Here is a 15,337-nt window from a genome sequence, read left to right on the forward strand (position 1 = left end):
AATGACGGATCGGGTCTGACACAAACGGAACAGAAGTTTGAAACGAATGAAGTGACCCTTAAAACGGCAGCGGAATTCGGATGGACAGTTAACGGGAAAAAGTTTGCAGGATGGACGACAGATGCGGCAGGAAACACACCGGTTGCAGATCCGTTTATTATGCCTGCAGCAGCAACGACGGTTTACGCGAAATGGGCAGATGCAACAGAATACGCATTAACCTACGACAAAAATGACGGATCGGGTCTGACACAAACGGAACAGAAGTTTGAAACGAATGAAGTGACCCTTAAAACGGCAGCGGAATTCGGATGGACAGTGGACGGAAAGAAGTTTGCAGGATGGACGACAGATGCGGCAGGAAACACACCGGTTGCAGATCCGTTTATTATGCCTGCAGCAGCAACGACGGTTTACGCGAAATGGATCGCCGAATCCGACATCAGATACACCATCACATACAACCCGAACGGTGCCGATGGAACACCAACCCCTGTTGAAGAAATCTATGGTTTCAAAGAAAACGTAAGAATTTACAACGCAGACGAACTCGGCTTTGCCAAATCAGGCGAGACATTCACCGGCTGGAACACAGCAGCAGACGGAACAGGCACAACCTACCACATCAACCAGATGTTTGTAATCGAAGACGATTTAGAATTGTATGCGCAATGGTCAACAGAGAGTTTGTTCCGTGTCAACTACCATCCGAACGGAGCCGATAACGCTCAAGACACGAATCCGATGATTGTTTACTACAAAGATACGGAAAAAGCGGCCATAACACCTCCGGGTGAAACAGAAACCGGATTCAAAAAATTGAATATGAAGTTGAGCGGATGGAGTAAAACGACCACCGGAGAAGTTCTTTACAGAGCAAGTCAATCAGCAGATATGAGCTTAGAAACAAGTCCGTTAGACTTGTACGCTTGCTGGACCCAGGGAGACTACAAAGTCACATATACAACAGACGGAAACCTTGAATCAGACGGCGACCAGCTTCCGGAAGGAAACTGGTACGATGAAGATGAACGTGTTGATGTTTCAAAAGGAACGGACATGATCAGAGTCGGTTACGAATATAACGGGTGGAAAGCAAATACATTCGTTGATGTAGACCCGAGCAGTACAACTGATACGTTCACAGGTGATGGAACAGAATACTTCTACATGCCTGCTCAAGATGTGACCTTAAAAGCAGAATGGGTGGATCGAACGGGTGAAACATTCACCGTCATGTATGATGGAAATGGTTATTCAGGCACCGGAATTCCGTCAGATTCAACCTCGTACAAGTACAACGAAAAAGTAACTGTTGAAAGCCATACTATGTCTTACAGCGGCTACAACTTCGTCGGTTGGTCAACAGAACAAAACGGCGGAACGGTTTATCAGCAGGACCAGGAGTTCAGAATCACTAAAGATACGACACTCTACGCCAAATGGTCTAAGACAGGCGGTAACAACGGCGGAAACGACAATGGTTCAGCCGAAGTTGTTGATCCGGAGCAGCCGGAAAAACCGCACCCACCGGAAAAACCGGATGTGCCTGACAAACCCGGAAACTCTGATGAATCGACGCCCGGATATGAAGACAATGACAATGCCGGAACAATAGCATTAATATTCGTGATTGCTTGGATGACAATTGCAATTGCAATATTTACATACAGATGGCGTGACGAAGATGAAAAAGACAGAGAAAACCGTTAAGCAACGGTTTTCTCAAATTATTTTTGCTTTTCTTTTGATTTTCTGATTTGTCTTTATTTTATTTCATTTTTTGATTCAGTTTTCTTTTTTTGTATTCCCATTTAGTTTTTTGTTTTATTCTCTGAATCTTTTTTTGTTTTATTCTCAGATCTTTTTTCTGTTTTATTGTCTGATTTTTCGGTTTTAATTTCTATAGCAGATTTATTTACCATCAAGTTCTAATAAACACCAATAAAATTGGTGAAATTATGTCTGTTTTTATTCTTCTCAATTGTAAAACCTATGACGAGGGAACCGGTGCAAACGCTGTTAAATTGGCGGAAGCTTGTCGTGATGTGGCAGAAAGCGCAGGTGTTGAAATTGCAATCGCGCCGCAGATTCCCGATATTTTTCGCGTCGCGTCTGTGACAGATGTTCCTGTTTACTCTCAGCACATTGACGGCGCGGGTCCGGGAAGCCATACCGGAAAAGTGTATGTGAAATCGATTCAAGAAGCCGGTGCTGTCGGCAGTTTGATCAATCATTCCGAACGCCGCTTAACGCTGGCAGAGATTGAAAGCGCGGCGGAAGCACTTAAAAAGAACGGCATGAAAAGCGTGATTTGTACGAATAATATTGCAACGACGGCAGCAGCAGCAGCAATCGGACCGGAATATGTCGCGATTGAGCCGCCGGAATTAATCGGATCCGGAATTCCGGTTTCAAAAGCAGACCCTGGTGTTGTGACCGGCTCTGTTGAAGCGGTGAAAAAGATTAATCCGAATGTGAAAGTGCTTTGCGGTGCCGGCATTTCAAAGGGCGAAGATTTGAAAGCGGCGTTGGAACTCGGGTCTGTCGGTGTTTTGCTGGCATCCGGCATTGTGAAAGCAGAAGATCCGAAAGCGGCGCTTTATGATTTGGTTTCATTGATTTAATGAAAAATGAAATTCGAAAATTGAGGGAGGGAAGAGTGTGAGAGTGTTATTGATCGGCGGCTTTTTGGGAAGCGGTAAAACAACGACGGTTTTGAAACTGATTGACAAACTGACGGCCGACGGTAAAAAAGTGGCTTTGATTGTGAATGAAGTTGGTGAAATCGGCATTGACGGCGAAACACTTGAAACGGCGGGCATTCCTTCCAAAGAACTCACAAACGGCTGTATTTGCTGTTCTCTTGTGATTAACCTCAGGATTACGGTTTCTGAAATTGCAGATATTTACAATCCCGATATTTTAATCATGGAGCCGACCGGTTTGTCTTTTCCGAGCCAGATTCGGGACGAGCTTTTGAACATGAATGTGATGATGTCTTTTGCACCGGTTGTGACGCTCGTTGATGTTTCGAGGCTGACGGCGGAAATGAATCAGATTCCGAAATTTGTGGAACAGCAACTGAAGGAAGCTGAAATTATCGGCATCAATAAGATTGATTTGGCGGATGAAGACAAAATCAAAAGCATTGAATCCTTTTTGGACGAAATGAATCCGGACGCTTACATGATGCGTATGTCAGCGGTAAATGATGACGGCGCGGTTGACAAGCTTTATGAATTGCTGATGCGCGAAGGGGAGGAGACCGTCAGCATGATTGATGCGGGAAAAGAGCCGAAATCAAAAGTGACGGAGAGTTTGAATTCGATTGAAATTTCAAACGTCAGTACTTATTCGGGATTATACAAAGCGTCCGGCGAATTGACCGTTAAAAACGCCGGAAAGCTTTTGGAAAACATTATTGCTGCTGTCGGCGCGGAAATTTCAAACGTCAATCCGTCTTTTGTCGGCCACGTCAAGATGGCGGTCAAAGTGGATGACACGCTTGTGAAAGTCAGTCAAACGGCAGGCGCCGATGACAGAAAAATTGAAGCAGAATATATTCAGCAGGAAAAAACGGAGAATAACGGCAATTACGAACTGCGCTTTTTAGCCGCGGTAACAAATGTCAAAAAAGAGAAGCTTGAAGAAATTATTGATCAGTCCGTGAGCATTTTCTTATCAGCGAAAAAACTGACTTTTGAAAAACAGATTTTAAAAGACGACTCGAAAAAACCGATTGTCCTGTAATAAAAAATCAAGTACAAGGGAGATTTAAAATGCAGAACCGAATGAAAACACATCAACTTACAGAGAAAGAAATCAATGATTTATTGGCCTACTCAATGGTCGGCCGGCTGGCAACTGTCAGTGCCGACGGGATTCCATACGTTATTCCCGTTCATTTCGCTTACGAAAATCAAAAAATCTACATTCACGGCTTGATTAAGGGTCAAAAATTGGATAATATTGCCGCCAACACAAACGTTTGTTTTGAAGTCGACCATTTTGAAACATTCATCATGCCGCCCGAAAACTCTCCCTGCGATGTGAATACACAATACCAAAGCGTCATCGTCATGGGAACGGCAAAACTGATCGAAGGTGAAAAAGAGAAGACGGAAGCCTTGAATTATATTGTTGAAAAATACACGCCGCTTCTTGCCGGAATGCCGTTCGGAAACGCAATTAAAGCAACGGCAGTCATTGAAATTACGGTAAAAGAAATTACCGGCAAATATTACAAAGACGAAGCGATAAAACCGCAAGAAATTGTTTTTGAATAATCATAAGAAAAAGGTGATTACATAAAGGAAATAGAATTATCAACGTTAATTAAAGTTGCAAGAGCCTGTTGGACAACAACTGTTGTTTTCTATGCAAGCAAGGCATATCAATTATCAGATGACACTGTGTAGAATATTGGAAACCTCTACGATAGCTTGAAACAAAATTTATTTGAAACAGATGCTTTAATGTTATTGTTAATTATAGGTGTTTTAATAATCTCAATTGCATCACTAATTCTTTTAATTGCATCTTGTATTTTGTTATCTTATCTCGAAAAATGGATAGATGATATCGAAAAAAAGCAAAAAGATGATGAAGTTGTTTTGCTTGAAGAAGATGACTTTTCGGACCGATTGAAAAATTCAGTAATAACCCATCCTTTCCAATATACTTGGGCAGTTATTTTCCTTTCATTACTTGGAATTATTTGGATATTACTGTTATAAGAGATAAATAAAGAAAACAGAATAAGAAAAGGCAATCGCCTTTTCTCTTTTTTAATTAAGTTAAAACAAATTACTGGAAGTATTTGTCTCTGGCAGCGACCATTGCTTTAATGTTTGCTGTCGGGGTCATCGGTGCGATACCGCAGCCGGGTGCGAGAACAGCAACGCCTGCGTCAAGCGCGTGGTTGACGGCTTCGGTGACTTTTGCTTCGTCGCCGCTCAAGAGAACGAACGGACTGGAAACATTGCCGACCATAACAGCGCGTCCTTTTGTCTTTTCGACAGCACCTTTGACGTCTTCAACTTTTTCTTCAACGCTGAGACCTTTGCAGTGGCAGTCGGCCATGTAGTCGAGAATTGCTGTCACGTTACCGCAGACGTGGAGAACGACGGGTGCGTTGACTTTGTCGGCGAATTCTGTGATTGTGCCCATGAGTTTGTCATGGAAGTCCTGCGGGCTCATTAAGTCAGGAGAAGAAACGGGATCAGCGATACAGATAACGTCTGCGCCTGCTTCAACCATCAAGTTTGCGTATTCAATTGCGGCTTCATTTGCAAAAGCATTTGCTTTGGCGAGCGCATCGGGGTTCTTGATGGACCATTTCATATAAGATTTAACGCTGACAAGGTCTGATGCGAGTGTGATCGGACCTTCCATGCCGCCGATGATCGGAACATCGGGGCCGATTCTTGCGCGGATGTCTTTGATTGCTTCAATCACAGCAGGAATTCTGCCGGCGGATTTTAAGTCCGGCTTGGTTGCTGCGTCGAGCATTTCGGGCTTTTCGTACGGGTGAGCGATAACAGAGGGTTGTCTGTTCTTTGTGCCCATGTTGATTTCACAGCCCATTGCTTCTGCGAGAACTGTCAAACAGTACGGAACACGAACAGCTTCAAGGCCTGCGATTTCGTGCGCCGCGATTGCGAGGTCTGCCATCATCTTGGCGTCAGACTGGGATTCCGGCCACGGAGCGTTGACAGCATCCATTAATTCGACAGTACCGGTCTGTGTCACGGAGACGCAGGGTGTTTTCTCAACAGCTTCGCCATTTAAGGCTTTAAGTAAGTTCTCTTTGAGTGTCATGATTTTCAATCCTTCAAAAATTGTCAATTACCCTATAACTTTTAGATTATTAATTGTTACGGACGGGCAATGTAAATTAGCATCCCAAATAGAAAATGACAATGTGATTATAAAAATTTTGTCATACCTTGATTCCGAGAGCAAGACGAAAATAAGAACCGAAAAAGAATGAATTAATAGATGAACGGAATGAAATAAAGAAAGGAAAATGAAAAAAATAATAAATAAAAAAAGATGAGTTTTAAGTTGCTGTCGCCAACGTTTCTCTTCTCAAATTTTCTTCTTTTTCCATCGCCGTCAGCTTCTTCATTTCGCGATAAACGAAAACAAAAGCAATAACCGCCGAAACGCCGTCAGCAATCGGACCGGCATACAAAATACCGTCAATTCCGAAATAAATCGGGAGGATAATAAGCAGCGGAATCAATAAAATGACCTGACGGATCATCGCAAGGAAAATGCCTTTGTGCGACTTTCCGATGGCGGTGAAAAGGATAGATGACGCCGGCTGAATGCCGACGACGATCATCATTAAGAGGAAAATCCGGCAGAAGCGAATGGCGAATTCGAAATAAAGTTCACTGCCGTCACCGAATATCTGAATGATCTGAAGCGGGAACAGTTGGAAGCACAGGAATGAAACAAATGAAATGGCAAGCGAAATGCTGACGACGAGTTTGAAAACTTCTTTTACGCGCCCGTAATTTTTCGCGCCGTAATTGAATCCCGCAATCGGCTGCCCGCCTTGGGCGATACCGATAATAATTGAAATGAAAATCATGCTGACTTTTGAAATAACGCCGGCAACCGCGAGCGGAATTTCACTGCCGTAAACGGACATTGCGCCGTAATAAGTAGCGGTGTTGTTGAGAACGATTTGAACAACCATCATCGCAAGCTGATTTAAACAGCTGGAAGCCCCGAGATAAAGAATCGGCTTAACAATGCCCCATTTTAAAAGAAAATCATTTTTGCCGATTGAAATCGTTTTCATTTTTCTGAAATAAACTGCGGCCATCAAACAGGAAACAATTTGACTGATGACGGTTGCCCAAGCGGCCCCGGCAATTCCCATGTCAAATCCGAAGATAAAAACGGCATCTAAAATGACGTTTAAAACGGCACCGATTAAAAGACAATACATGGAATATTTCGGGCTGCCGTCGGCGCGAATCATGTTGCTGGCACCGGTTGAAAAAATCAGGAATAAAATACCGTAAGAGGTGATTGAAATGTATTCAAGCGCGAGCGGGAAAACAAGTTCTGTTGCCCCGAACAGCCCGGTCAGCGATTCCAAAAACAAATGAATCACGATCAGCATCACCAAGCCGGATGCGGTTAACAAAAAAAGCGCGTTTCCGACAACTTTTTTCGCGCGCTCTTTGTTGCCTGCGCCAAGATAAAGATTGAAATTAGAAGCACCGCCGACACCGAATAAAAGACCGAGTGCCGTTGCAATCGTTACGAGCGGAAACGCCACATTTGTCGCTGCGTTGCCGAGCATGCCGACGCTTTGGCCGATGAAAATTTGGTCAACAATATTGTAAAGAGCACCGACGAGCATCGCAATAACACTGGGAACGGCGAATTTGAACAATAATTTTTTGACATCTTCCGTCCCGAGGATATTTCCTCCCGTATTTGATTTCATCTCGCTCATAACTGTCACCAAAGGTCAATCATTTGTTTTTAAAAAGAAAACGATCGAAAGATCAAAAGAAAAAACAAAATAAACAGGACAAACAAATATTAAGGGTATATAAATACTATCCGATTTCGCATACCTGAACCGCAGAAGAAATCAGTGTAATTGTTATAAAAAAGATGTTATAAAAAAAAGAATTGGCGAACAAAAATTGTTCGCCGGGAGGTTAAAATTAAACAAGAAATCTCTTGTTTCAAAAACATTAAATTTACAAATTGGTTTACAAGCCAGTTTACAAGCTGTAGTTTTCCGGCTTGAAAACGGCGACTTCTTTGGTGTATTTTGCCATGCAGTCTTCGATGAACTTTGAGCTCTCGGTGGGGAGGGCTGCAAGATCTGCTTTGATTTTGTTCAAAGCATTGGTTTCGAATTTTGTCAAAACAAGTTTACCGCCGTCAATACCTTCCTGAACAATAGTGCAGCAGGTTTCTGCGGCTGCTTTTGCGCGGAGGTACGGGTCGTTGCCGTTTGCTGCGATTGCTTCACCGACACGGTAAGCGTTGTCGTAAGCAAGAACGTACGGCTGCGGGTCTCTGTATTTGTCGGAAAGCATGAGCAAGTCTCTGAGGACTTTTTCGTTGCCTGTTCTGAGCGCGGTGTTCATTAAAGCGCAGTCATAGGCGAGGGTTTCAACCCAAACCTGAACAGTTGTACCGCCGAATTCACCGTGGTATTCAACAGATTCGTTGGACCACATGTCACAGCATTGCATTGCGAGGTTACCCATCACGTCAGAGTGTGCGCAGGTTGAGGATTTACCTTCCTGTGTAATCGGGACGCCTGAAATGGCTTTGATGATGATGTTTTCATAACCGCAGTCTTTACCGGGACCGGTTGCGCCTGCTTCATAGGCGGCAAGAGATCTGCCGGCAGAAATGCAGCGGGCAACGATGGCTGTTGTGTGCGCCAAGTTTTTGTCCAAAAGACCGCCTGCAATAAACATAGCGGTGTTGGCTTGAGAACAGTCGGTATCACCGGCAGAAACGACATTGTTTTTCTTGGCAATGTCTGTAATTCCTTGCCAAATGAAATCCATATCGTTTGTTCCGAGAACGCCGATGGAGAAAAGCATACCGGCAGTGTCGTCACGAACGATTGAGTAGTCGAAAACTTCCTTGCCGCCCATGGATTCAATGGACAGAAGGTCAGCGCCTTGTGCAGCACACTGGTCAAAAGATTCCAAGATCTCAGGTGCTTTGGAGCGGAGCGCTAAGTATTCGCGGTCTTCTCTTAAGTCGGCAATGGTGTGTCTGAGAGCACATTTAATGCCGTATTCTTCGTGGTATTCTTCCATGATGGATTTCTGAACATGTGCGACTTCTGCGCCGACGTCGGGCTTTACAGTAAGCTGCTGAACGTGTTCTGTTTCCAAGACGACTGCGGGCGCACCGATCTGGACGAGTCTTGCCATTGAGTCTTTGGTAATTCTTTCATATTCCTTGACGAGTGCTTCTTTGGAAACACTGGCTTGAGGTCTCGGAGCGTAGTTTAATTCAGGAATTGTGTAGCCTGCGCCGATTTCAAGGCCGAGGCCTGCTTTGACGGGGAACTTACATTTTCCGAAAATCATTTCATCTGCGTTGGCGTACGCCATCTTTGTGTATCTGTTAATTGCCATTTTGCTGCCTCCTTAGTGGATGTGGAATTCGTCTCTTAATTTACCGATGTCTGCGCCGTTCTTTAAGATGTGGTTGGCAAACTTGGGTGCTTCTGCTGCTTCTTCGCCGTAAACACCAAGGCTGAAGCTTTCAACGAATTCTTGGTTCACAGCACCGCCGCCGCAAGCGAACGGAATGGTGTAACCCTTTTCAACGAGCTTGTCGTTGACTTCTTTAAAGGCATACATGGTGGTGGTCATTAATGCTGTACCGGTAATCATAACGGGTTTGTGTTCAGCGACTGCTTCAATAACTTCATCTGTCGGAACATCACGGCCGAGGTCGACAACATCAAAACCGTCTGCTCTGAGGAGAGCTGCGACAATGTTTTTGCCGATATCGTGAACGTCACCTTCTGCAACGTGGCAGACAACTGTTCCTTTTGCTTCCGGAATTTCTGCTGTTTTGGTTTTACAGTAGTCGATACCTTCGAGCATAGCGTCAGCAGACATCATCACGTTGGGGAGGAAAATGATACCCTGATCGTAAAGGGCAGAAACCACACCCATACCCGGGAGAAGTGCTTCGTCAATAAGTTTGAGCGGGTCTTTGCCTGCATCTAAAAGAGCGTCTAATGCTTCAATGACGTCATCTTCTTCGCCTTCATAAATGGCGACTGCCACTGCCTTGAGGAGCTCATCTTTCGGATAAAGCTGTTCGGCTGCCTCATCGGGTGTCATGGTTTTTTCCATAGCCACATTGTATCGGACAAGGACATCTGAAATATCTTCTTTTTTAAAGTCTAACATTTTTTCATCCTGCTTTAACAAAATTACACACAACCGCGTTGTAACTCAATACAACGAGGTGAATTTTGCTCTGCTAAGCAAATGTGAATTGATGAGATAGTAGTTAAATTTTATGTAAAAAATACAACGGCGTTGTAATAATTAATCATGATACAAAATTCATACGGCTTTGAAAGAAAAGTTGAGAACAAATAAAACAAAACCATTGCTACACAGCTATATAAAATTATATAAATTTTATTAAAGAGAAAGAAAGAAAATTTGTTTTCGAATTTTTTTAAAAATACACTGAAAAAACCAAACTCAAAAAATGTTCCAAATTTTTGCCGCCGTGAATTTTTTGAAAAAAATAAAAAATAAAATAAATCCAATAACAATAGGACTAAAAATATAATTTTTTCAAAAAAATCAAAAATTTATTTTAATTTTTTTTGCCGTGACTCAAACAAAATAAAGAAAAATGATTCAATGTTTGAAAAATTCAGATGTTTTGAATTGAAAAAACAGACTGTAAAGACGCATTCGTCACGAAGCATAGGAACGACGAGTGAAAACATTGAAAAATAACAAAAATCGAAAATTAACCAAAATTAAAATTAATCAAAATCAAAAATTAACAAAAATTAAAATTAACAAAAATTAAAATTAACAAAAATTAAAATTAACAAAAATCAAAATTAATAAAAATCAAAATTAATAAAAATCAAAATTAATAAAAATCAAAAATGAACAAAAATCAAAAATTAACAAAAATTAAAATTAACAAAAATCAAAAAATGAGGCAGATATATACAATCCGATTTTGAAGAAAAAATAGAAGTAATGCCGAATTTCGGCATCATTAAATCTTTTAATAAATCGATTCATCCGTTAAAGCGGATTAAACCGGCCCATAAACGTTTCGTCTTGAGCATCGTTTTCTTCTTCAGCTCTGCGATAGGCAAAGACAGCAAGAGCGATCACGAATAAAAGAATGACAAACAACGGCTGTACATCGTCTTCATACCCGCCCATGTTGTCATCGTCTGACCCGCTTGTTCCGTCCGTATTGTCACCATTGTCCGGCTGATCGGGACTTTCCGGAATGACAATGGTTCCGCCGCCGTCACCGCCGCCTCCTTTGTTTCCGGCGTCAACGGTCTTGAATGTGAAATCCGGAATCGGGGTATTCATGAGAACATTATTTGACCCTTTAAAGCCCGCAATCGTGTAAGTGTAAGTCGTTGAATGAGCCAAATTCGACAAGTCGTAAGTGACTGTTCTACTATCGGTCCAGACACCGTTACTCAAAACAGCACCGTTATCCAAAGTCACTGTTCCTGTAACACCTGTATTCATTTCGACATCAAATGTGATTGACGCAGAATTCGTATCAATGGCAACGCCTGTTCCGTTCGGAGTAACGCGAATGACATTCGGAGCAACTGAATTCGCCTCTGTCGTGAAGTTAAAGACAGCGTGGGGGGTGACCATCACATTTCCGAATGTATCTTCAAAGTCTTTGATATCGAAAGTGTAAGTCGTTGAATAAGTCAAACCGGATAATGTGTAAGTGATTGTTTTATTCTCATTGCTCCATGTACCGCCGGTCAAAGTTGCACCATTATCTAAAGTGACAGTTCCGGGGAAACTTGCACTTGCATTCATTTTTTTGTTGAATGTGATTGATGCAGTGTTTGTACTGACAGCAACAGTCGTTCCGTTCGGCGACGCGCTGACAGCAATCGGTTGATTTGTGTCGGCTGCGGTTGTGAAATTAAAGACGGCATGTGGAGTGACCATCGTATTTCCGGCAGTGTCTTTAAAGTCTTTAATATCAAAGGTATAAGTCTTTGAATAAGTCAGACCGGACAAAGCGTAAGTGATTGTTTTGCCGTCAGAACTCCATGTACCGCCGCTTAAAGTTGCGCCGTTGTTCAAAGTCACGGTTCCCGGATGAGTTGTATTCATTTTTTTATTGAATGAAATTGACGCGGAATCCGTGGTGATTGCGATGTTTGTTCCGCTCGGGACAGCACTGATGGCAATCGGTTTGGTTGTATCAGGTTCTGTTGTGAAATTAAAATCCGCGTGAGGCGTAACCATATTGTTTCCGGCAGTGTCTTTGAATCCGGAAATACTGTAAGTATAAGTTGTTGAATAAGTCAAATTAGACAAACTGTAAGTGATTGTCTTATCATCGTTGCTCCATGTTCCGCCGGCCAAATTGAGAAGGGCACCATTATCTAAAGTGACAGTTCCGGCGACGGTTGTATCCATTTTTTTATCAAATGTAATTGACGCAGAACTTGCCGTAATTGAAATTCCTGTGCCGTTTGGTGTGGCACTGATTGCATTGGGCGGAATTAAATCAGGTTCGGTTTCGAAATTAAAGACAGTTGGAGGCGTGGCCATGACATTGCCTGCCGTGTCTTCGAAATCGGATATTGTAAAGGTATAGATTGTTGAATAATCCAAATTCGACAAATCGTAAGTGATTGTTTTTTGATCAGCACTCCAAACACCGTTTGCTAAACCGGCTCCTTTATCTAAAACAACAGTTCCCAGACCGTTTTTCATAGGTTCGTTAAACGTAATTGAAGCTTTATTTGTGCTGATTAAGACACCGGTGCCGTTAGGGGTAACCGCCTCAACAATCGGATAGTGCGTATCGGGTTCAGTCGTGAAAGTAAAGGCAGGATCGGGTGTAATCATTAAATTACCGGCAAGATCTTGGAATCCTGTAATTGTGTAAGTGTAAGTCGTTGAATAATTCAAACCTGACAAATCGTAAGTGATTGTTTTTTGACCATTACTCCATGTTCCGCCTGTTAAAGTTGCACCGTCATTCAAAACAACGTTTCCGGGAGTCGCTTTCATGGCTTCGTTAAATGTAATTGAAGCTTTATTTGTACCGATTGCGATTCCGGTTCCTTCAGGATTGACAGCGGTAACATAAGGATGATGAGTGTCGGGTTCGGTCGTGAAAGTAAAGGCAGGACTCGGAGTAACCATTAAATTTCCGTCAGTGTCTTTAAAGCCCGTAATTGTGTAGGTGTAAGTTGTTGAATATGTCAAGTTCGCCAAGGAATAAGTAATGGTTCTACTGTCAGGACTCCATGTTCCGACAGTACCCAATTCAGCACCGTTATTCAAAAACACACTTCCTACAGTTCCCGTATCCATATCCTTGTCAAAAGTGATTGAAACCGAATTGGTTGCAATCGGAATACCCGTGCCGTTCGGCGTGACAGCAGTTACATTCGGCGGAGCAGATTGCGTTGTAAAACTAAAATCAGGACTCGGAGTAACCATTAAATTTCCGTCAGTGTCTGTAAAGCCGGTAATCGTGTAGGTGTAAGTTGTTGAATAAGCCAAATTTGACAAGTCGTAAGTGATTGTTCTGCTATCAACCCAAGCGCCGTTACTCAAAACCGCGCTGTTATCCAAAGTCACACTCCCTATGACATCCGTATCCATATCCTTGTCAAATGTAATTGAAACAGTATCGGCCGTAATCGGAATACCGGTTCCTGTCGGTGTGACGGTGATAACATTTGGCGGAGCGGATTGCGTTGTAAACTCTAATAACTTATGAGGGGTGACCATCGCATTTCCGAATGTACCTTCAAAGTCTTTGATGTCGAAAGTATAAGTTGTTGAATAATCCAAGCCGGACAAACTGTAAGTGATTGTTTTATTCTCGTTGCTCCATGTACCGCCGGTCAAAGTTGCACCATTATCTAACTTCACGGTTCCCGGAAAGCCTACACTTGCATCCATTTCAGAATTAAATGTGATTGAAGCGGTGTTGGTTGTAACCGAAACATCGATTCCGGTCGGCGTTGCACTTTCTACTTCCGGGCCGAGAGAGGAAGGCGTTTCACCGATACCTAACGGGAAATACCAAGTCGGGCTTCCTTCAAAACTGCGGATGTCGGAAACTTCCTGTTGAGACCAGACATACAAAGTGTAATCGCCGCTTCCTGAAAAACCGTTGGTATTGGCGATGTTGTTGGCCATCTTAATTTCAAGAATTGATTTATCAGATTCTGTCTTGCTGTTTCCGTAAGAAACGATTGAGCGTGTCGTTCCATCATCATAAACAATTTTGTAAGCAAGATATGTTCCGTCAAAATCACTGCTGTTCAACGTAATTGTGCCGCCTGAAGTCAGAGGCAGAAATGTATTATTTGTTAAAGAGGTTGAACCGTTGTACAACTCTTTTAATTCCAGGCTGCTGTTGATAATTGTCAGCTTGTAATTTGTGCCGCTGCCGTCATGCGTACTGTAATTCCAAATTCCTGCCGCTCCTTTATCGGCTTGAACCTGATCAGGTCTTGTTGCCGTTTCCGAAACTTCGTGAGCGAATATCACATTTTCGGGAATGAGTTTAACGATGGGGCGGACACCGACAGTCATATTTGGCAATACACTTCCCGGACCTACTCCAATTGAACCATTACGTGAAGTGCGTACATACAAAGGAAGACTGTTATCGTTCTCCATAAGATCCGCATTACTATAAGCGTTGGGAGAACCGACCCAATAAGAAACATTGATTCCGTTTTTAGTTGTTCCGATAAGAGCATCAGTGTTTGCGACTCCAATCAAATAGTCATCCTTGTTTGATTGGGCTGCATCCCAATACAATTTTCCTGAATTAGCATGAGGAAATGCAACAGACCCCGCGCCGGAAATGTATGTAGTAGAATCTCCGCCCGAATGCCCCCATGGAAGATAAACTCTTGTGTTTAAGGAATAAGGAAAATTCGCCGTATAATACATTCCAGGTTTCCAATTATTCGGATAAGTTGAAGGATCCGTATATTCTACACCGGTAATTCGGTCAAATAATCTGGTTACAACTATCCCTTCCGCCAAACTATTGTATTCAGCAGCAGTAGAATCATCTCCAAAACTGTAAAGAAATCCGTTAACAACATTGCCGTATTGAGAATATGTGGATGAATATGTATAGTAATTTAACCAATAACGAAGATTCGAAACAGCAAAATTGGAAAAACCTTGGTCAAACGTGTAAAGACCATCTACATTTCTATGACTATAACGCTTGCCATCAAGAATATATTCACTCATCATTGTCAGGCGACCGTCACTTTCTTCCTCGCCCATAACTCTCCATAGAATCGGTGTTTCTTCATTTTCTCTAACGTGGCTACCAGTATTATAATTAATAGTTGTGATATGGTCATACGTTCCGTAATAAACACCGTTTCCAATCATGGACTCGAAATCAACGCCGTCCCAATTTTTCCCATAGGCGGCACTTGTGAAACTGCTGCCGCCGCTGTTATCCGGCAAATCAGCGAATGCTGCCTGCGGCACGACGGCAGACAGCAAAAGCAGTGTGATTAGAATCAATACAGAAGACCTTTTAGCGGCAGATCTTAAACCGGACC

At 42.7% G+C, this 15,337-nt stretch carries 10 protein-coding genes; 5 read left to right on the forward strand and 5 right to left on the reverse strand.

Annotated elements, in window-relative coordinates:
- The 5 genes from C7391_RS02085 to C7391_RS02105 all read left to right on the forward strand — a co-directional run.
- On the forward strand, nt 1–1,713 hold a 1,713-nt coding region (locus C7391_RS02085), incomplete at its 5' end, for an InlB B-repeat-containing protein (protein ID WP_133516904.1).
- 245 nt (nt 1,714–1,958) lie between these two features.
- Entirely contained in the window at nt 1,959–2,627 is a 669-nt protein-coding gene (gene tpiA, locus C7391_RS02090; protein WP_133516905.1) for a triose-phosphate isomerase, read from the forward strand.
- A gap of 37 nt (nt 2,628–2,664) precedes the next feature.
- Entirely contained in the window at nt 2,665–3,753 is a 1,089-nt protein-coding gene (locus tag C7391_RS02095) for a CobW family GTP-binding protein (RefSeq protein WP_166627365.1), read from the forward strand.
- A gap of 29 nt (nt 3,754–3,782) precedes the next feature.
- Complete coding sequence (locus tag C7391_RS02100) at nt 3,783–4,289, forward strand: pyridoxamine 5'-phosphate oxidase family protein (protein WP_133516907.1); 507 nt, start codon at nt 3,783–3,785, stop codon at nt 4,287–4,289.
- A gap of 156 nt (nt 4,290–4,445) precedes the next feature.
- Nucleotides 4,446–4,739, forward strand: coding sequence for a hypothetical protein (locus tag C7391_RS02105; RefSeq protein ID WP_133516908.1), 294 nt, complete (start codon nt 4,446–4,448; stop codon nt 4,737–4,739).
- Nucleotides 4,740–4,809: 70 nt separating this feature from the next.
- Here C7391_RS02105 and mtaA read toward each other — a convergent pair whose 3' ends face one another.
- The 5 genes from mtaA to C7391_RS02130 form a co-directional block, all read right to left on the reverse strand.
- Nucleotides 4,810–5,823, reverse strand: a complete 1,014-nt coding sequence (mtaA, locus tag C7391_RS02110) for a methylcobamide:CoM methyltransferase MtaA (RefSeq protein WP_133516909.1) — start codon at nt 5,821–5,823, stop codon at nt 4,810–4,812.
- A 241-nt stretch (nt 5,824–6,064) separates the two neighbouring features.
- Entirely contained in the window at nt 6,065–7,483 is a 1,419-nt protein-coding gene (locus tag C7391_RS02115; protein ID WP_208107045.1) for an MATE family efflux transporter, read from the reverse strand.
- Between the two features lie 277 nt (nt 7,484–7,760).
- Nucleotides 7,761–9,146 carry a methanol--corrinoid protein co-methyltransferase MtaB gene (mtaB, locus tag C7391_RS02120; RefSeq protein ID WP_133516910.1) on the reverse strand — a complete coding sequence of 462 codons (1,386 nt, stop codon included), beginning with the start codon at nt 9,144–9,146 and terminating at the stop codon, nt 7,761–7,763.
- Nucleotides 9,147–9,158: 12 nt separating this feature from the next.
- Nucleotides 9,159–9,935: a methanol--corrinoid protein MtaC gene (gene mtaC, locus C7391_RS02125; protein ID WP_133516911.1), complete on the reverse strand. Its 777-nt coding sequence runs from the start codon at nt 9,933–9,935 to the stop codon at nt 9,159–9,161.
- Between the two features lie 870 nt (nt 9,936–10,805).
- Nucleotides 10,806–15,299: an Ig-like domain-containing protein gene (locus tag C7391_RS02130; protein WP_133516912.1), complete on the reverse strand. Its 4,494-nt coding sequence runs from the start codon at nt 15,297–15,299 to the stop codon at nt 10,806–10,808.
- Between the last annotated feature and the right edge of the window lie 38 nt (nt 15,300–15,337).

Source organism: Methanimicrococcus blatticola, assembly GCF_004363215.1.
Lineage (GTDB): Archaea > Halobacteriota > Methanosarcinia > Methanosarcinales > Methanosarcinaceae > Methanimicrococcus > Methanimicrococcus blatticola.